The organism is Paenibacillus sp. V4I7 (assembly GCF_030817275.1).
Lineage (GTDB): Bacteria > Bacillota > Bacilli > Paenibacillales > NBRC-103111 > Paenibacillus_E.
This window is the reverse complement of the sequence record NZ_JAUSZD010000002.1, coordinates 6,624,680-6,643,756: the sequence shown is the minus strand read 5'-3', so window position 1 is coordinate 6,643,756 and position 19,077 is coordinate 6,624,680. Positions and strand designations below refer to the sequence as shown.

Sequence of the window (19,077 nt, the reverse complement as noted above, 5' to 3'; positions counted from 1 at the left end):
GGGCAGCCTCTATTGTTATTTTATGAACCTGCTGTGTACAATACACATAGAGCTTAATTCGATTTCGCCAGAGGTGACCCATAATGTACAAAATCATCATGATAGACGATGAAGATGAAGTCAGAGAAGGCATCAAGCGGAAGACGAATTGGGAGGCCTGCGGCTTCCAACTGGTTGGAGATTTCGATAATGGCAGAGATGCCTATGAGGCGCTGGAGACTCTGCAGCCTGATGCCGTTATTACAGATATTTGCATGCCGTTCATGGACGGCCTTCAACTGACAGAGCTAATTGCCGCGAATTACCGGGATGTTAAAGTTATTATTGTAACCGGTTACGAGGATTTCGATTATGCGAAGCAGGCGATCAAACTCAAGGTCAAAGATTATTTGCTGAAACCGATCAACTCCGTAGAGTTTACCGAATTTCTTCATAAGTTAAGGTTAGAACTGGATGAAGAGCGTATACAGAGGGAAGATGTCACCTTTCTCCGTCATCAGTTTAACGAGAGCATGCCGCTTCTTCGAGAGCGATTTCTTGAACGGTTAGTTACTTCCTGCATGAGAAGAGATGAAATTGATCGCAAGTTCCAGATGTTTGGACTTTCTATGAGAGGTCCTAGTTTTACGGTACTTGCTCTTGATATTGATGAGTTTCACCGTGAGTTCTACAATGACCAAGTAGCTGAGGAGGAGCTGTTACGCTTTGCGGCCTACAACATTTTTCATGAAATCATGGAGAAGGAGCAAGGTGGCATCGTATTTCGAACGCGTGATGATAAGCTTGTCGCACTGCTCTCTGGCGATCCGGAAAGGATCGAATTGACCTGTCAAACGCTTGCCGAACATGTAAGGTACAGCATCGAGAAATATTTGAGCATGACGGTAACGATGGGAATTGGGCGCACTTGCAGCGATCTGCCAGACCTGCCAAAAGCATTTCAAGAAGCACTTTCTGCGCTGGATTACCGCTTTTTGCTTGGGAAGAACCGAATCATTTCAATTGGGGATATGGAATTTGGGAGCAGCCAGGACAATCTGAGTTACATCCATATGGAGAAGATAGTGATTTCCGCTATTAAAACAGGTGAAAAGATGATCGTAACGCTTACGCTGCAGGATTGGATCAATGAAATGAAGAAGGGCACCTGCTCGATGGATAAATGCTACGGAAAACTGAATAAACTGCTCGTCGCTTTAATGAACGTGTTGGTGGAGACCGGTTTCGAAGAAGCTGCGGTGCTCGGCGATCATTCTTTCATGGAGTTATATGCCAGGAAAACCTTAGATGATGTGCGGCTCTGGCTAGAGGGAATTTGTCTAGCGCTCGTGGACTTGCTGGCTGAGAAACGAACCACGGTGTCTCAAGCTCAGATGGAAGCCGCGGTCGCCTACATTCATGCACATTATGCGGACGAACAGCTCTCGCTTCAGCAGGTGTGCAATCATATTTATATGAGCATGAGCTACTTCAGCGCTTTGTTCAAACCGCATACCGGCGAGACTTTCGTCGAGTACGTGACCCGATACCGTTTGGATAAAGCCAAAGAAATGCTCGCTGCTTCGCAGCTGAAAACCTATGAGTTGGCTGCTAAGGTTGGCTACAGTGACCCACAATATTTCAGCGTTATTTTCAAAAGAAATACAGGCATGACCCCCAAAGAATTCCGAGCAGCGCACAAAGGTCAGATGAGCCTATGAGAAGTTGGCGGCGTCCTATTCAATTCAAAAGCATCCATACGAAGATTGCCCTGGCGTTTTCATGCTTAATTCTTTGCACAACCATCATCCTAAGCTACAGCGCTTACCGCCTCTCTACGGTGGCCGTTACGGATACTTCATTGGAATATACCAAGCAGCTTATCGAGCAAGTAAACAAAAATATCCAAACTTACATCGGCAACATGGAGAGTATATCTGCTCTATCCCTGAGCAATGCCGATCTGAAACGATACTTGGCGTTGAAAAACCCGGAGGGAACAGAGGGGGTGCAGCTAGCGAGTCAGATCAGCAGTTATTTTCATGCCATTGTTGCTTCACGGAATGATATCGCTTCCATCGTATTTGCGGGCTCCAATGGTGCCGTCGTATCGGAACGCATGGATGCAAATTTCAAATCATATGCCGAGTTAATTACGCAAGAATGGTACAGCAAGGCTAGTAGAAACAATGACGACGTGGCCATTTCTCCCTCACACATTCAACACATATATAAGGATGAGTACAAATGGGTCGTATCGATCAGTAAACAAATGCCAAATCCGTTGCCTGGAGCGGCAAGCGGTGTTCTATTGGTCGATCTGAATTATAACGTCATTAATGATCTATGCAACCAAATTCAACTGGGGCAAAGAGGGTATGTGTTCATACTCGACCAAGCAGGCGATCTGATTTATCATCCGCAGCAGCAGCTTATCTACTCAGGGCTGAAATCAGAGGATATTCCTACTCTTTTGCAGGCAAAGGACAGCACCTTCCATACGCAAGAAAAAGAGCAAAGCAAAATCTACACCGTCCGTACAACGAAATTTGGCTGGAAAATTGTTGGGGTTACCTACGCTGGGGATCTAAGCGGAAATAAGAAGGACATGCAGCTAACTTCTGCGATGTGGGGAGGCATCTCGTTAATCATTGCCTTAGCGATTTCCATTTTGCTATCGGTCACTCTAACCAAGCCGATTAAACAACTGGAAGTGCATATGAAGCAGGTGGAAAAAGGCAACTTCGACATTCGCGTCGATGTAGAGGGTGCGAATGAGATCAGTAAACTATCACGTACCTTCAATCTAATGATCAGCAAAATCAAAGAGCTCATGAACCAAACTTTGAAAGATCAGGAAGTCAAACGAATCAGTGAGCTGAAGGCGCTGCAGGCGCAGATTCAGCCCCATTTTCTGTACAATACACTGGATTCTATCATTTGGATGGCCGAAATGGGCAAAGTGGATGAAGTGGTTACAATGACTTCGGCCTTGTCCAAACTGCTTCGTTCGAGCATTAGCAAAGGGGAAGAACTCATTCCAATTGCGGTTGAGCTGGAACACATTCAGAACTATTTGACGATTCAGAACATCCGTTATCGGAATAAATTTACGTACGCAGTCGAAGTGGAATCGGACATTCTCAGCTGTCGAATATTGAAAATAATTTTGCAGCCCTTGGTTGAAAATGCCATCTACCATGGAATGAAGCATCTACCGGACCGCGGTCATATACGAATCACGGGACGTAGGATCGAAGGAGATATTGAGCTCAAGGTCATGGATAACGGTGTGGGAATGAGCGAGGAGAAATTGAAAACGTTGATGCTCAAGACACGTCAAACGGAGTCAGGCAAAGGTTTCGGCTTGCACAACGTGAATCACCGCATCCAGCTTTATTTCGGGGAGCTGTACGGATTGCAATTTGAGAGTGAGCTGGAAGAGGGCACGACGGTAACCGTACGTATTCCGGCAATACCCCCAATCCATAACGATAGTGAGAATGAGGTGTGAGGTTGAAAATTAGAGCAAGCTACGTAGCGATTGCAATCATAATCGTCCTGCTCATGACGACTGCGTATCTCATCGTGTCAAAAGGCATGGAGGCAAAGGACAGGTCGATTATCCTCATTCCCAAGACGATTGACCCTCATGTGGAATTTTGGCGGGTTTTGAATCAAGGAGTGACTGCGGCGGCCAAAGAGTACAATACAGAGGTGAAAGTGATGGGTACGCCGTCCGAATCAGACATCGACGAGCAGATAAAGTTGGTGGAAGAGGCGATCGCATTGAAGCCGAAAGCCATCATTTTGGCGGCAACGGATTATAACCGGTTGGTGCCTGTTGCTCAAAGAATAATCAGCTCCGGCATTACGCTAATTACTGTGGATTCCGGTCTTGAAGGCGGCATTTCAACCAGTTTCATTGCAACGGATAACTATGAAGCAGGGCGCAAAGCAGTGGAAACGATGAGACGCTACGTTCAGGGACCTGCTAAGTATGCGATCGTCAGCTTTGTTAAAACTTCCACGACCCAGTTAGATAGGGAAAACGGGGTGCGAGACAACTTGAAGAATGATCCTTCTGTACAGATTTTAGACACATTATATAGTAACGGTTATGAGGACAAGGCATATGAACAAACGAAAAAGCTCCTTGCCGAACATTCGGATATTCGCGGCATTTTCGGATTGAATGAAGTTTCTACGATAGGGGCTGCGCGGGCGTTGAAAGAGCTTGATCCTGAGCATAGCATTAAGCTGGTCGGCTTCGACAGCTCGATGAATGAAATAGCTTTTCTGGAAGCGGGGATCCTGCAAGCAACCATTGTGCAAAAACCTTTTAACATGGGATATTTAGCGGTGAAAACAGCGCTTCAGGTTTATAATGGAGAAAAAGTTAAAGCATCCATAGATACTGGCTCGGAGGTTATCACAAAAGAAAATATGTACACCAGAGAAAACCAAAAGCTGCTGTTTCCATTCGTTGAGAAATAGTAGAGTTGCGTCTAGCCGATCTGTTTTATCAAGAAGCTCCTCCTTGTGGGGAGCTTCTTCGTGTTATTTAGACGAAGAATACACCACTTCTACAAATTTCCCGGGAAATAGTGGATTTTAATGTCGAAAGCAAAGGAATCCTCATTCGCGTTTCAATTTTTGGAACTTTAATAGTTGCAGTTGACTCTTACTTTGACTACGATAAAGATAGTCGAAAGAGAGAGGCTGGCGTTATCTATGCCTGATGTGTTACAGATTGGACCGTTTCAACTGCAAGGAAGATTACTAGCGCTGCTGCTGGCGTGTGCTTTGGGACTATGGTTAATCCGCAGGGTATCGCAGCGTTTGTTGAATCATACCCATACCGTAACTGCCAAGCCTATTGAGGATCTTATTTTTAACGGTGCCGTTATCGTTTTGTTGACCTGGAAGCTAGGGGTCATTGTGACGCAGCCATCCCTATTGTGGAACAATCCGTTGAAGCTGCTTATGGTGTCTGGCTCGGGCACGGAGATTGCATTAGGTATGCTGATTGCTTGTATCTATATGTACTATCAAATTCGTAAAAATCGAATTCCACTCTTACTTGTACTGGATGTTTTCGCGCTGGGAATAACCGCTGCTGCGTTTTTATACTGCGTACTGATTCCCGCATATGGACTGCCTACAACAGTACCTTGGGGCATTGGAGTCGAAGGTACGGTATCTCGTTTCCATCCTTATCACGCTTATTTTTCGCTGCTTCTTGTGCCGCTGCTTATCTGGCAGCATTTGATTGAGCTGCGTAAGAAGATGCTTGGACAAGTCGTATTGCTAAAATATTCGCTGTTGTTTGGGGGCGCGGCAGGGATGCTGGCCAGCTTTTTTGCTGCTGCTAAACCAACTCTGCTGTATCTCAGTTCAGCGCAGTTATTGTTTCTATTCATGCTTATCATTGGAATGCTTCTCCCCGTTTTGACACATAATACTAGCAGAAAGGAGCTGAGTGAATTGAGTCAAAACGATTCCAAGACGCAAGTCCAGCAAGAACAGCAAAACCTAGAGCGCGAGAAGTCCGCAAAACCAGCAGGGAAAGAGGGCTTCGTTGATAAGAAACTGGACGGTCCAAACCGACCTTCCACATGAGTCCAGACAAGAATAAGATGGCCAAATCAGCTCAGGACCAGAGCAATCAAAATCAAAGCGATCTGGATCCATTCGAGATTGAATTTCTCCCTCAATTTGAGCAGGGGCGCGGCCCGCGAGAAGCTTTTGTGAATGAGCATGGCGTTGTTATCGGCGATCATGATTATGAATCCGATAATTCACCGCTTATGAATTGGACGGTGGAGACTGACCCAGAGGTCATGGCTGGAGACGAATGGGTTCATCCTTTTAAGGATATTGGGTTCCAAAGTGCCGAGAATCGAGATTATTTTGAAAAAGGCATCGTGCCGCAAAGCGGTATCTTTATGCACCCGGATAAAGATGTTTCCTACGATCCGTACAAGGAATCGACAACGAAGAAGGAAGATGAAGCGGAAGCGTAAAAGCTTTCGCTTTATTTCTATTTGAGACATTGGACTTTGCTTTCACGGCTATCGGATGTATAATATAACTAATAACGATTACGTTTTGAGAGTAACTAATAAATCCTAAGGGGTGGCACATATGGCAATGTCTTTTGATTCTTACATGAAAGATATGGTTAAACCGATGAGAGAAGATTTGACTCGTCTGGGTATTACAGAGCTTCTTACACCAGAGCAAGTAGAAGAAGCGATTGAAAAATCGAAGGATGGTACGATGCTGTTAGTCGTTAATTCCGTTTGTGGTTGCGCAGCCGGCCAATGTCGTCCAGGTGTGGCCAAAGCACTTCAAAACGATACATTGCCAACGTACACATACACCGTGTTCGCTGGACAAGAGAAGGATGCAACAGCGAAAGTGCGTGAATTCTTGGCGCCATACCCGCCATCATCCCCTTCCATCGCATTATTCAAGAATGGTGAACTTGCACACTTCATTCAACGTCACCAAATCGAAGACCGCTCCGCAGATATGATTGCTGGCGACTTAATTAATGCCTTCAATGAATTCTGCAAATAATAAATAGCATTAATTATACAGAATAGGGTCCACCTTGCCGTAGTTGCAAAGGTGGCCTTTTCTTTTTTGGACTCCTGACCGATGGATTTTCCTTTGAAATTTCAGGAATGAAAGTCTATACTAATGCTTAAAGAATGAATGGTTTCAAACTATAGAAAAGGTGGAGAGATGCATGAGTTTGCAAACGGAAATTATCGCAAAGCTCGGCGTTAAGCCGGAGATTGATGTGGATGAAGAAATCCGCAAACGTGTGGACTTTCTGAAAAACTATGTGCTGGGTGCGAATGCAAACGGCCTGCTGATTGCCATCAGCGGCGGCATCGATAGTGCTGTAGCTACGGGTTTATGCAAGCAAGCGACGGACGAGCTGACGGCCGAAAAGGGCAAAGAGTACAAAACCGTCGGTGTGTTTCAGCCATACGGTCAGCAAGTAGATATCGAGGACAGCTACGCAGTAGCCAAAGCCTTCGATTTGAAATATCAAATCGAGAATAATATTGAAGAAGCTGTCGACGAAATCGCTATTGAAGTCGAGTATGGTCTCAAGCATATCGGCGTCCACCAGCATGTGAGCCGAGGCGGTAAAGGCAACATCAAAGCGCGGACACGCATGGTTATGCAGTATGCGCTTGCTTTTGAACTGGGACTGATCGTTGTAGGGACAGACCATGCATCTGAAGCAATAACTGGCTTCTTCACCAAATATGGCGACGGTGCAGTTGACATTACGCCGCTGAGCACGCTGAACAAGCGTCAAGTGCGTTCACTTGCCTCGAAGCTTGGCGTACCGCAAAGCGTGCTGGTTAAAGCTCCGTCAGCTGGACTCTGGGACGGCCAAACGGACGAGAACGAGCTGGGTATTACATACGGAGATAACAGTGACTACCTCGAAGGCAAGCAAATTGATGCTGCTGTACAGGAGAAGCTGGAGAAGCAATATTTGAAAACGGAACATAAACGAATCCCGATTCCGGGTATTTAGGCTCTACAGAGACATAACAACACCCCCCGGCCAAAGAGGTCGGGGGGTGTTGTCGTGAATATAAGTAAACCTATGGCATGCGAGTCCCGCGGGAGCTTTCGAGGAGAGTGTACCACTCTTCGCGAGTCATAATTTCGGAAATTCGTACAGCATCTTGGCAAGCTAGAACGCGCTCTGCAGAAGATGTGCCGATAACCGGCTGAATACGAGCTGGGTGTTTCATTAACCAGCCCAGTACGATGGATTCTGGCGTCGATTCTTTCTCATTGGCCATTTTTTGTACGAGTGCAGCTGTATTTTTGATCGTATCCGGTGCATCCTCCACAACTCTGCCGGAGAATTTACCTTGAGCAAGAGGTCCCCAAGCTTGAATTTGGATGTCTGCCATTTGGCAATGCTCGAGAATACCATCGGCGAAATTGATGCCAACGCCAGCCTTTTGGTTGACCAAGATGCCTTGCTCAACCCAGTCTAAGCGTGCTAAGCTCATCTCCAGTTGGTTAACTACAAGCGGCTCTGGAAGGGAATTTTGAATGAAACGCATTTGAGCGGAAGTCATGTTGGATACGCCGAAATGACGCACTTTTCCAGCTGATCTCAATTGGTTGAACGCTTCTGCGATCTCTTCCGGTTCCATGAGCGGATCTGGACGATGAAGAAGTAGGACATCCAAATGTTCCACACCAAGGCGCTGAAGAATGCCATCAACCGAACTCAGGATGTGGCCTTTGCTAAAGTCAAAACGCTGTGGATTTACATCGTCCTGAAAGCGAATCCCACATTTGGATTGAAGAATGATTTGGTCGCGCAGATCGGGTCTTTTTTTGAGGATTTCTCCGAAAATAGACTCGGATTTACCTCTTTTATAAATATCAGCATGATCGAACATCGTAATGCCTATCGACAATGCAGCTTCTACAGCTTTCTCAGCGATGATGTAATCTTCCTTTGTATAAGGAGTCGAATTCCATTCCCCGCCAATTCCCATACATCCAAAAACGATTCTGCTGTTCGATATTCCACGTTTCTCAAGTGGCATGATTCTCATTATGTTGGCCTCCCAGCTTTTAAATCTATACCCAGTATAACCCTAGTCAAGGCTCGGCAGAAGAACTGAAAATAGTGTAACTTACTTACCTCGAAGTAAGCATGGGGGGGAGGGACAAGTACAGATAAGCCCTTCCTCCCCTTGACCGCGAGCTAGGAATCATGTAAATTGTACGCACAACGCTGCAAGAAAAGTGGGGCTCAGATGTCTATGATTATTGGGGTCGGAAACGGATTTAGTTGAAATTGCACGGCTTCGCAAAATGCTAGAGGGTTCTACGGGCGAAAGATTTCTGGAGCGAATTCTGACGCCACAGGAGAGAGAGCTGGCGCAGAGACGGCGAGGTCGACTCGCTGAGTTTGCTTCAGGCCGGTTTGCAGCTAAGGAGGCCATTGTTAAAGCGATTGGCTGCGGAATTGGCAAGCAAATTGGCTTTCAAGACGTCGAGGTGCTTCCGGATGAATTAGGCAAACCGGTATGCCGTGTGAACGAGGCAGCGCTGCTGCGGGCAGGCTTAATAGGCAACCACCGCATCCATATTAGCATTACACATACGGAATCGATGGCTGCCGCCTACGCAATCGTGGAGAAGCTCTAAAGCGGCGACTACTTCTTCGAATGGAGCCACTCGGCTAGAAGCCCGATTTCTTCTTCGGAAATCGTGGTTTTATAGACTGGCATGCCGCCTCCGCCATTCTTGATCTTATTCGCGATTTGCTCGCTGCTCAGTCTGCTGCCGACCTTTTGCAAATTCGTCTTAGGGCCGACTTTGCCAGCAAGATCAACGCCGTGGCAGCTGATGCACTTGTTCGTTGTGAAGAGCTCCTGCGCCTTCACGAACGCAGGGTTGCTCTCGGCTGCCGCGGTTGCTGCCGGTGTCTTCGTGGTGGCGCTGCCACCCGAAGTACCACCGCCGCACGCGGCCAGCACTAGAACCATCGGCGCAATAACGAGCGCGCCGATCCATCTAGACCGCCGTACTGCGTGCAGCGGCGGTCTGGGTGCTAGGCCGGATTGCTTATCCTCCGGCATCCGATATTTGTTCAGGCTTGCGCGATCGCAAGCCTTTTTGCTTTGTTCCATAGCGAGCTTCCTCCTATGCTGGGGTTAATTCAAACGATCTTAGCTAAGCCAGAATTTGATTCGCATTTTACATCATTTCTGCTTTTTTGCTTATCCCACTTACCGTCCCCAAATGCGCAGCATATACCCGCTTAGAATAAGGCTAATGCCGCCCATTCCTTCCAGTACAACACCGGAGTAACCTAAATACCACACGCCCATCAGCGCAGACAGGGCGAACAGCCACAAGCCAAGGTAAACAAGCGGTTTACCTAGCAGGAGTCCAACCTGCACGAACCCGATGGCGAGAATGAACGCTCGCAGCACTGGCGCGAAGAGCGGGCTGACAGCGCCAATGGCCTCGAGCAGAGCAACGGCTGCAATGAGCATCGCTCCAGGCAGCACCAGAAGCGCTGGATGTCCCCAGTCACGCTCACCAGCACTTGACCTTGCGCCTGCATGTCCACCCGAGCCAGCTGATCTTTCACGTGCACCTTCAGCAGAGTCAGCGCTAAATTCCTTACGCAGGCTCCATATCTGAACCAAGCTGGCCACAACCGCCGTTATAAAAGCCGCCTGCTTCAGCCAATCCAAGTCGCGCCAATAGATCGCAACATCGACAAGCGCGCTGAACATCCATTCCGCGCCCCAAATGAACAGAAGCGGGATTAATGCGTTAGCTTGACCGATCCAGGCTTTTCTTTTATTCTCCAAATCCTGCCTCTTGTTATTCTCCAAGTCCTGCCGATTCGTATTTGCCAGATCTGTTTGTTTTGAGTTTTGCATACATTCACCTCTAGTTTTATGTTCCACACTTCTCGTATAATGGAAACATGTCCATTCATTCATTATAACTGGAACGTGCCCCATAGAGAAGGAGAGCTCATGTACAGCGAAGAAAAGAAAGATTATTTTTCCAAAAATCTATTGGATTGGTACCAAACGCATAAACGGGATTTACCATGGCGAAGAAGCAAAAACCCTTATTATATATGGATTTCCGAAGTCATGCTGCAGCAAACCCGGGTGGATACGGTGATTCCGTATTTCCATCGATTCGTCGAGCAATTTCCAACTGTTGAAGCATTGGCAACTGCACCAGAGGAGAACGTGCTCAAAGCGTGGGAAGGGCTCGGCTATTACTCGCGTGCAAGAAATCTTCAAACGGCTGTCAGAGAAGTTCACGAGCGCTATGACGGTATCGTCCCCCAAAATAAAGAGGAGATTTCCTCGCTCAAAGGCGTCGGTCCATACACATCAGGAGCGATCCTCAGCATCGCCTATAATAAACCTGAACCTGCTGTGGACGGCAATGTTATGCGAGTCCTTTCGCGCTATTTTCTAATTGAAGAAGATATTATGAAGCCCGCAACACGGACCAAAATGGAGAAGCTGGCACGCGAACTCATCCTGGAAGGTACGGCAAGTGATTTCAATCAAGCATTGATGGAGCTTGGGGCTATGGTATGTACGCCTCGTTCACCGCACTGTTTAACATGCCCTGTTATGGCGCATTGCTCCGCGCGGGAAGCTGGTATGGAAGAAGCCCTGCCTATCAAAAAGAAAGCCAAACCCCCGCGTCCAGAACTGCGTGCAGTGGCATTAATAGAAGGTACGGGTGAGAACGAAGGGAAATGGTTGATTAGGCAGCGCCCTCAAGAGGGGTTGCTAGCTCGTATGTGGGAGCTGCCGCATGTGGCCTGGAAGTCTGAGGGGTGGAATTCAGATGAGGTTAATAGGAGTGAGCTCCGTCAAGCCCTTGTGGATCAGGAACAAATCAGTATCCAACCTACCGATTGGTTCATGGATACTGAACATATTTTCAGTCATATCGTTTGGAAAATGAAAGTATACCGTGCTAAGCTAAGTAACGTGAACCGCTCAAGTCACGGGGGAGAATGGATCCCTTTTCATTATCGCTGGGTAGGCCCGGAAGAGCTCGATCAATACGCTTTTCCGAACGTTTTTATACGGATTATGAAAGAGTGGCAGGAGAGAAACGAGGAGTAATTTCCTCGGTTTTCTCTTTTTTTATCGAATCTCGTTCTTAATGGCATCCACATTTCTTAATGTGATTAACTTTTTATCAATTTGTATAAGCTCGTCATCGAGGAGCTCTTGCAGCACCTTGGTTACGGACTCCCGCACAGTGCCTACCATGTTAGCTAGCTGCTGATGTGTAAGTTTTACATTAATCAGAAGACCTTCCGGTGTAGGGATACCATGCTGCTCGGATAGACGGATAATGGTCTTCATGATACGAGAGCGAACCCCTAAGAACGTAAGGTCATAGATTTGATCATTGGCCAGACGCAGTCGTCCCATCGTGGTCTCTAGGAGCTTTAAACATAGTTTAGGGCTCTTCTCCATGAACTGAGTGAATACCGTACGTTTGAGGATATAGAGTGTACAAGACTCCATTGTTTCAGCGGTTGCGGACCGAGTATGACCGCTGCCTATCAAGGACATTTCACCGAAAAAATCCCCATCACGAAACAAAGCTAGAATAATTTCCTTGGCTTCATCCAAGCGATATATTTTCACGACACCTGATTTAATAAGAAATAATTCCTCACCTTCATCACCCTCGAGAAAAAGAATTCCGCCCTTTTTTGCTTTTTTTTCTATGAATAAAGGAGCAATTGTCTGTAAATCTTCTTCCGAAAGACTCTTGAAACAAGGGGACATTTCGAAGTAAAGAAACGATTGTTTTCATCAGGCATTCATCTCATTTCGGCCATATTAAACGACCAGCTGTTCTCCGATTTCTGCAATCATCACATTCAAGGCTCTTGATAAATCAATCTCGTAGGGCTCTTTAAGCTCAATTCCTGAAGCAGTTCTAAGTATACGGACAATGGGGCGCTGCATACTGTGGGTGTTTAAGCGGGAGACGATGCCGGATTCACCTGTATTCAGGGAAACACCGAGGCCTAGTGGGTAGATTGCGACGTTATTGCGGAACAGCTTGACCATGTCTATATCGTACAGCTTTCCGGCGTTTGCGTAAAGAGCTTCAAGCGCATGATGTGGGGGGATGGCCTTGCGGTAGTTACGATTGTGAATCATGGCGTCGTACGAGTCCAGCAAACCAATCAAGCGGGCGTAAGGATGAATCTGATTCCCTTTCAAGTTGAACGGATATCCGCTGCCGTCTATTCGTTCGTGATGCTGCAGAGCACACTGTGCGGACAGAAGAGGGATGCCAGCTTCATCTTTTAACATTTGGAAGCCATAGAGCGAATGTTTTTGTATTTCCAGGTATTCATTTGGTGTTAGGCTTGCTTGTTTCTGCAGCAGCTGTAGTGGAATTTGCACACTCCCAACATCGTGCAGGAGAGCGCCGAGCCCAATAGTCATGAGCTCATCTCGTGAATAAGTACCTTGCTGCATAGCCAGTTTAGTCGCATAGATGCATACATTCATAGCATTCTGGCAAAAATGCTGCTCCATATTCGTGGCAGGCACCATATTAAGAGTAGTTAACATGACGGCTTCGTGTCGGTGGTACTGAAGATCATCGATGACGCGAGACATGCCTTCAAGGAAAAGTTTACTGAGTGGTGTGGTGCTGCGTGTTGGATACGTTGAGCTAAAGCTTGATGTGGGGCTGAATCTTTCAAATATCTTGCCAAGCGAAGTGCGAAGAAGCAGTCTTGTATCTTCCTGTATGGGATCTTCAATTTGAACGTCATGGGTTCGCGGATCCTCAATATATAAATGATCGATACCTATCTGGCTGAGCTTTTTCAGCATCGAAAACGTGAGTTCCACCTGATAACCCACAAGCACCTGACCTTCCTCGGTGAAAATTGCCTTACCTAGCCGCATCCCCGGCTGACACATCATGGTTGGAATAATTCGCATAGTTAAATTCCTACTTTCACTTTCATTAAGCACAATTATAAAAATGAGACCTAGGACTCATGAAATAATCGCAATGAATTGTATTTTGGTACTACGATGATCATTATGGCATATCTAATGAAAGGAATTCTGTGAAAAAGGTAACAGATTCAGGGTAAAATTTCGGCAAAGGTTTAATAAAGGTTTGATGAAGTTTTATAGATTAAGCTCTCTTTTTATCTCATTTGCCGTGTAAGTCATTATTAAAAAAATTAAAAATCCTTTTTTATTTATACAACTTGCTTTAATGTGATAAAATCGTAAAAAAATAGGGGGGTACGAATATGTATGGAATAATTAATTATGAGGTATTTTTACTAACTGGCATTCTATTGAATCTTATTCCTGGTGCAGATACGATGTATATTGTGGGAAGAAGTATTTCCCAGGGGAGAAATGCGGGTATTTATTCGGTTTATGGCATTATAAGTGGCTCTTTAATCCACACCTTACTAGTTGCTTTTGGTTTATCAATCATACTTACCAAATCACTTCTCCTATTCAATATCATTAAAATAGTGGGAGTCATCTATTTAGTTTATCTCGGAATTCGAATGTTACTTGATAAAACAAATGTAGATTTTAGTGCTGTTTCTGAGCCCAAGAAACAAAACATAAGAAAAATATTTGTGCAAGGGCTTATGACAAGTCTTACGAACCCAAAAGTTTCTTTATTTTTCATTGCCTTTCTCCCGCAATTTATTGACAAAAAGGCTTCTGGTCCTATCCCTTTTATCATTCTAGGGCTTACATTTACGTTCACTGGATTGCTATGGTGTCTTTTTATTGCCTATTTTTCTTCGCACATGACAAAAAAAGTAAGAGGAAGCGCAAAAATTGGCACGGTTTTAAACAAAATAACGGGCATTATCTTTATTGGAATGGGATTAAAGCTCCTTCAAACCAAGGCTCCTCAATAATTCGCATTAGCGGAAAAATAGAACGAAAGCTATGAAGCGACCCTCAGGGGTCGCTTTATAGCTTTCCAGGAACTTCTCAGCGGCTCAGTCCAGCAGCTTCTTCAGTAATTGGGTCCGGTTCGTTGCGTCAAACTTAGCGAACATTGACTTGATATGCTTCTTCACAGTGACTTCGCTGATGTATAGGCTTGCTGCGATTTCCCCATTCGTACAACCTCTCTCCAGCAGCTTTGCGACTTCTTTTTCTCGGGGAGTAATGTCCATTCTTTCCGATATCCGGTCATATGAACGATCCTCCTGTAAGATTTGCATAGCTTGTGGTAGAGGAGCTTTTTCTTGCTCTAGAAGCTGCTGCTGCCCAGTGATGGCAAGCATCCGATGAATATAGCTAACCACCTGCTCGTTCTGCAGATCCAAAACAAATGTATCCGTAGGCGTTATGCCATCATAATTAAAGTGCCTGCCGTTCGGGACTACCTCGAAGCCTAGACTCTTGTGCGCCTCTATAAAATACGTGATCGGAGCGGGGGATTCAACGATCAATTCCCCTGTGAAAATCAACGAATGGAGCAAATGCCCCATCGCTGCCTGCTGGGAGGCATCAGCGAAATCCGCCGTATCGATCGTTTCGATAAACCAACCGGCGCGCGTGTGTGAAGGCACAGATAAACGCTCGCTCATCTGCGGTGATAAACTGCTGAAATAAGCGGAGGAGCGGGGTGCCCGCTTTAAATATGGCAGGGTATCGCGGTGGATCGGAATGATGACGGCAAGCCCGATAATTTCCCCTGCCGCATCCCTCATAACACGCACGACGTCAAAGCCAAGCGAGAAGAGCGCTTCAAAATCTAACTTTTGTACCGTGAAACAAGTTTCCTTCGACGTGAGGAGAAAATTGAAATGTCCGTTTGTATGGGGGTCATATAGTTCAATTCTGGTATCCTTGGCGTTTGCCACCCTTTTGGCTGCGTAGGCTTCCAGCTCCTCACGGTGGTGGCTGCCGACCGTTTCATAGTGTCTTGGCGAGAGCTCGAACCAGTTCATAAACGCACGAATCAGGGAATCACCAATGTAATACATCAGCTCGATGGCTTCCCTTGGATCGGGTACCTGTTTGCTGTTGTCGGTCAAGCGCTCATAATAATACAGCAGCGCCCTTGCCCTGATTTTTTCATACAGCTGGGGAGTACGGGACAGAAGCTCGCGATTGACTGCGTCTCTCATTAAACTGTGTACCGTCCATCCCCGATCCACCCTTCGGATGAAGGAGAAGCGAATAAGCTGATAAAATTCAGACGCTGCGATCTCTCGCTCCATTACGAAGGACAAGCTTTCCTGATTGAAGTGCCGGAGAACGCAGGATGCTTCAATGAAAGGCCGTAGATGCTCCCCAGGAACCTCGCGGAGCCACTGGCTGACGAGATAAGGCAGCGAGTCATCGCCGCCCGGATGCTCAGCTTTGTCTGAGTAGTCGGGTTGGCTGAACAGGAAAGCGATCAAGGATAGTGTCAAGGGGTGTCCCTTGGAATAGCGCCAAATTCGCTGGATAGTCTCTTCGTTCGTAATGTATGTATTTTCCGCAAACCGGGCGACAGCCGCATAATCCAGCTCTGATAAGGGCATGCGCATAATAAGCGGTCTCCAGGCAGGGGAAAGATGCCACGCTTCATTTAGCGGGTATCTACCGGCAATAACGGTCAGAACGTTGTTGTTCAACTTCTTCAGAAAATAATCCCGAAGCCATTGGTCCATACTCTCCATCTGCTCATAGACATCAATAAACAGAACGATCGGCCGTTCCGAGGACAATCGATTAAGCGCCTGTAGACACATAACGGGAAGGTCTGATGCTTCCATGGCTTCGGGGCTCTGAGCAGGAAGCAGGGTAAGGATGTGTTCACATAACGCCTGGGGCGTTTTGACGAATCCCTCACTGTCGATCGACAGGGTGAAAGCCCCTTTAGCCTTAGCCTGACGCTGAAATTCATCTAACAGAGAGCTTTTGCCAATGCCTGCGGTACCGTAGATATTCACGATTTTTTGGGGTCTAGAGGAATCCTGAAGCAGCTGCAAAAAATCAGAAAGTTCTCGCCTTCGTCCCACTAACCATCTGCTCTCTAATTCTTCATACTGTTCATCGATCATGTTTTTCTAATCACCTACTTATGGAGGTTTCATGTAAGCCTTTATTTCCCATTTTACACGGACTGCTTCATGCGGTATAGATGCAAAATTTGCTAGGGGTATCCTTTTGGATACCCCATTTGCATCTCATGGGATAATTATGCGTCGTCGTTCACCGTGATATCTTTGATACATATTTGTAGAAAGGTTGGGTGAGCAATGAGGCGTCGCTTACGGCTGGGAAGTGTTGGTCTCTATGCCCGTGACAGAGGAAGGTTGGCTGTGTTCTACCAAACAATCTTTGACATGAAGCTGATTGCTGCTGATGCGGATTATGAGGTTTCGCAGCTAACCCTCGATGAAGAGGGTGGCTTGTGCAATTTAAGTATCGTGAGTAACCCTATTGCGGTGCAGATAGTATTCCATGCAGGTTCACTGCTTGAAATGAAGGAACTATGGGAGCGAGTTAAATCCAAGGGTGTCCCTGCGCGTGGGCTGTATGTTCAGCCTGAAGGGATCTCTTTTCGTTTCCCTGATCCCGAAGGTAACGAGATTATGGTGTTATGGCCGCAAAACTTGGGACGCTGAGAATTCATAGAATAATGGTTGTTTTACTTATTTTTAGTATATTTATGACCTCATCTTTTCCGTTATGGAACAAGGAAGTGGTTGCGGCAGCGACCGGCAATAAAGAGGCTGCAGATCAAGGGAACTGCGACCCTTAGGGAGGCTTTGCCGGAATGGGCCAAGGTGCAGATAGAAGAGCTGTTCGCAGCTGGCCTGATTGACGGTTATGAGGATGGTACTTTTAAACCAGACCGTTTGGTTACTAGAGCCGAACTGACAGCTTTATCGAGTCGCGCTGCTGAAGTATTGTGAATAACAATCCGATCCAGTATCGGGATCCGTGCGGCTTGTTCTGTGTCGGAGCAAGTGCGTATGAAGGCTTGGGCGGCGCAGGCAAGATATGTATCACAGACGAAGGGTTCTCTGCCTGCATTGAAGCGGGTGTCGGAGTCGGCGACAGCTTCGAAATCAACCCGTTGGAGGATTTGTCCAATACCGAGCTAGTGGCCGAAGCAACGTTTAAGGCTTCCTGGGGACCGGCTTCCTTCTCGGATGGAATTAAGCTAACAAGCAAATGGAACGGCGATTGTCCGGAATTTTCGTTGGGTGCTAAGGTTGAGATTGGACCCTTCGGCTATGACTTCATGAGTCCAACCGAATCGTCGATCAGTCTCGAGCAGGAGCATTTCATTACAAAAGTGAAGGATGTCAAGCAATTGTTTAAAAAGACGGGTACCAGCTTTGAAGCAGCGCTGAAAACGAAAGCCTGCGCGCAATATAAGTGGTAATACCTTTTACAAGAACGGCTGCGGCAGGGAATCCTGCTGGAGCCTTTTTTTGTGTAGAAGTTTCTCCGGCACGGCTGGGGGGTATTACCAAAATGTTTATAAAGAATGGAATCAGCTTTTATGGAAGTTCACGTTGAAGAAAAGCTGAAAGACGGTAAAGTAAGAATGAACGTTAGACATTTTATAAAAAGGAAGGTGAATGGCTGGATGGATAAAATAAGCCATTAAACCGAACTATTGGAGTTTATCCAATGTTTTTCCCATTCCGGCATGTCCATAACATCTACTATTGGATATTTCCAATCAAAATGCCTCCAAATATTAATTTTCATGGAAAAATCGTAGATTACATTGGAATTTTTTTTCAATTAAAGTAGGATATCCAAAGTCTGATAATGTGTTTCATTGGATTTCGTCCAATGAAATTCAGATATTACAGCCCATGTCTAGTATCATGCCAAAAAAAGCGACCCCGCAGGGTCGCTATCACTATGCACAGATATTTACTTCGCAGCGTCGTAACGTTTGCCAACTTCGTTCCAGTTGACAACGTTCCAGAAAGCCGCGATGTAGTCAGGGCGTTTGTTTTGGTAGTTCAGGTAGTAAGCATGCTCCCATACGTCAAGACCAAGGACCGGCGTTTCGCCTTCCATGATCGGGCTGTCTTGGTTAGGCAAGCTGTATACTTTCAATTTGCCAGCTTTGTCAACAGCTAGGAAAGCCCAGCCAGAGCCAAAACGTGTTGTAGCTGCTGCAGCGAAGTCTGCTTTGAACTTGTCAAAGCCGCCAAGCTCGCTCTCGATAGCTGCTGCTAATGCGCCAGTAGGTGCACCGCCAGCTTCTGGTCCGATTGTTTCCCAGAAAAGGGAGTGGTTGGCGTGTCCGCCACCATTGTTGCGAACGGCAGTACGGATATCTTCAGGAAGGCTGTTCAGGTCAGCGATCAGGTCGTTTAAGGATTTGTCATGCAGAGCAGGGTGTTTGTCCAGAGCTGCATTCAGGTTGGTTACATAGGCGTTATGGTGACGATCGTGGTGAATTTCCATCGTTTTTGCATCGATGTGTGGCTCAAGTGCGTTGTTTGCATACGGAAGAGCTGGTAATTGATGTGCCATT

The 19,077-nt window shown here is 46.4% G+C and carries 20 protein-coding genes; 13 read left to right on the top strand and 7 right to left on the bottom strand.

Translation table 11 applies throughout. The features are described from left to right. Positions 1–83 precede the first annotated feature (83 nt). The 7 genes from QFZ80_RS31075 (at position 84) to nadE (ending at position 7,546) form a co-directional block, all read left to right on the top strand. Positions 84–1,700 carry a response regulator gene (locus QFZ80_RS31075; RefSeq protein ID WP_307562561.1) on the top strand — a complete coding sequence of 539 codons (1,617 nt, stop codon included), beginning with the start codon at positions 84–86 and terminating at the stop codon, positions 1,698–1,700. Then, the gene (locus tag QFZ80_RS31070) at positions 1,697–3,493 is read left to right on the top strand and encodes a cache domain-containing sensor histidine kinase (protein ID WP_307551763.1); all 1,797 of its coding nucleotides are present in this window, start codon (positions 1,697–1,699) and stop codon (positions 3,491–3,493) included. Before QFZ80_RS31075 ends, QFZ80_RS31070 begins: the two co-directional genes overlap by 4 nt. Then, on the top strand, positions 3,490–4,476 hold the full coding sequence (locus tag QFZ80_RS31065) for a substrate-binding domain-containing protein (protein WP_307562559.1): 987 nt from the start codon (positions 3,490–3,492) through the stop codon (positions 4,474–4,476). Before QFZ80_RS31070 ends, QFZ80_RS31065 begins: the two co-directional genes overlap by 4 nt. Positions 4,477–4,713: 237 nt before the next feature. Continuing rightward, positions 4,714–5,601 carry a prolipoprotein diacylglyceryl transferase family protein gene (locus QFZ80_RS31060; protein ID WP_307562558.1) on the top strand — a complete coding sequence of 296 codons (888 nt, stop codon included), beginning with the start codon at positions 4,714–4,716 and terminating at the stop codon, positions 5,599–5,601. Beyond that, a complete protein-coding gene (locus QFZ80_RS31055; protein ID WP_373460211.1) occupies positions 5,598–6,005 on the top strand; it encodes a DUF3905 domain-containing protein in 408 nt (135 codons plus the stop codon). The genes QFZ80_RS31060 and QFZ80_RS31055 overlap by 4 nt, the downstream gene beginning before the upstream one ends. A 121-nt stretch (positions 6,006–6,126) precedes the next feature. Continuing rightward, a complete protein-coding gene (locus QFZ80_RS31050; protein WP_307562557.1) occupies positions 6,127–6,564 on the top strand; it encodes a BrxA/BrxB family bacilliredoxin in 438 nt (145 codons plus the stop codon). 172 nt (positions 6,565–6,736) lie between these two features. Continuing rightward, positions 6,737–7,546 (top strand): ammonia-dependent NAD(+) synthetase, encoded by an 810-nt coding sequence (gene nadE, locus QFZ80_RS31045; RefSeq protein ID WP_307551768.1) that lies wholly within the window; start codon positions 6,737–6,739, stop codon positions 7,544–7,546. A gap of 70 nt (positions 7,547–7,616) precedes the next feature. On the opposite strand, the gene QFZ80_RS31040 is transcribed toward nadE, so the two are convergent. After that, positions 7,617–8,594, bottom strand: coding sequence for an aldo/keto reductase (locus tag QFZ80_RS31040; protein ID WP_307562556.1), 978 nt, complete (start codon positions 8,592–8,594; stop codon positions 7,617–7,619). Between the two features lie 217 nt (positions 8,595–8,811). Between QFZ80_RS31040 and acpS the strand changes: the two genes are divergently transcribed. Beyond that, on the top strand, positions 8,812–9,192 hold the full coding sequence (acpS, locus tag QFZ80_RS31035) for a holo-ACP synthase (protein WP_307562555.1): 381 nt from the start codon (positions 8,812–8,814) through the stop codon (positions 9,190–9,192). Between the two features lie 8 nt (positions 9,193–9,200). Here the strand turns inward: acpS and QFZ80_RS31030 are convergent, their stop codons facing one another. Together QFZ80_RS31030 and QFZ80_RS31025 are read right to left on the bottom strand one after the other, a co-directional pair. Then, entirely contained in the window at positions 9,201–9,533 is a 333-nt protein-coding gene (locus tag QFZ80_RS31030; RefSeq protein WP_307551770.1) for a c-type cytochrome, read from the bottom strand. 243 nt (positions 9,534–9,776) lie between these two features. Beyond that, positions 9,777–10,442, bottom strand: coding sequence for a hypothetical protein (locus QFZ80_RS31025; protein ID WP_307562554.1), 666 nt, complete (start codon positions 10,440–10,442; stop codon positions 9,777–9,779). 99 nt (positions 10,443–10,541) lie between these two features. Here QFZ80_RS31025 and mutY point away from each other — a divergent pair, with 99 nt between their 5' ends. Beyond that, positions 10,542–11,666: an A/G-specific adenine glycosylase gene (mutY, locus tag QFZ80_RS31020; RefSeq protein WP_307562553.1), complete on the top strand. Its 1,125-nt coding sequence runs from the start codon at positions 10,542–10,544 to the stop codon at positions 11,664–11,666. 21 nt (positions 11,667–11,687) lie between these two features. Here the strand turns inward: mutY and QFZ80_RS31015 are convergent, their stop codons facing one another. Together QFZ80_RS31015 and QFZ80_RS31010 are read right to left on the bottom strand one after the other, a co-directional pair. Continuing rightward, entirely contained in the window at positions 11,688–12,344 is a 657-nt protein-coding gene (locus QFZ80_RS31015) for a Crp/Fnr family transcriptional regulator (protein ID WP_307562552.1), read from the bottom strand. 54 nt (positions 12,345–12,398) lie between these two features. Further along, the gene (locus tag QFZ80_RS31010; RefSeq protein WP_307562551.1) at positions 12,399–13,523 is read right to left on the bottom strand and encodes an HD-GYP domain-containing protein; all 1,125 of its coding nucleotides are present in this window, start codon (positions 13,521–13,523) and stop codon (positions 12,399–12,401) included. Between the two features lie 323 nt (positions 13,524–13,846). Here QFZ80_RS31010 and QFZ80_RS31005 point away from each other — a divergent pair, with 323 nt between their 5' ends. Continuing rightward, positions 13,847–14,482 carry a LysE family translocator gene (locus QFZ80_RS31005; protein ID WP_307562550.1) on the top strand — a complete coding sequence of 212 codons (636 nt, stop codon included), beginning with the start codon at positions 13,847–13,849 and terminating at the stop codon, positions 14,480–14,482. Positions 14,483–14,566: 84 nt separating this feature from the next. Here QFZ80_RS31005 and QFZ80_RS31000 read toward each other — a convergent pair whose 3' ends face one another. Further along, positions 14,567–16,627, bottom strand: coding sequence for an AAA family ATPase (locus QFZ80_RS31000; protein ID WP_307562548.1), 2,061 nt, complete (start codon positions 16,625–16,627; stop codon positions 14,567–14,569). Between the two features lie 198 nt (positions 16,628–16,825). On the opposite strand from QFZ80_RS31000, the gene QFZ80_RS30995 reads away from it, so the two are divergent. The 3 genes from QFZ80_RS30995 to QFZ80_RS30985 all read left to right on the top strand — a co-directional run bounded on the left by QFZ80_RS30995 (position 16,826) and on the right by QFZ80_RS30985 (position 17,961). Continuing rightward, on the top strand, positions 16,826–17,194 hold the full coding sequence (locus tag QFZ80_RS30995; RefSeq protein WP_307562547.1) for a VOC family protein: 369 nt from the start codon (positions 16,826–16,828) through the stop codon (positions 17,192–17,194). A gap of 81 nt (positions 17,195–17,275) precedes the next feature. After that, positions 17,276–17,485, top strand: a complete 210-nt coding sequence (locus QFZ80_RS30990; RefSeq protein WP_307551786.1) for an S-layer homology domain-containing protein — start codon at positions 17,276–17,278, stop codon at positions 17,483–17,485. Then, entirely contained in the window at positions 17,482–17,961 is a 480-nt protein-coding gene (locus QFZ80_RS30985; RefSeq protein ID WP_307551787.1) for a hypothetical protein, read from the top strand. Before QFZ80_RS30990 ends, QFZ80_RS30985 begins: the two co-directional genes overlap by 4 nt. Positions 17,962–18,464: 503 nt before the next feature. Here QFZ80_RS30985 and QFZ80_RS30980 read toward each other — a convergent pair. Further along, positions 18,465–19,076, bottom strand: coding sequence for a superoxide dismutase (locus QFZ80_RS30980; RefSeq protein ID WP_029194504.1), 612 nt, complete (start codon positions 19,074–19,076; stop codon positions 18,465–18,467). Position 19,077 lies beyond the last annotated feature (1 nt).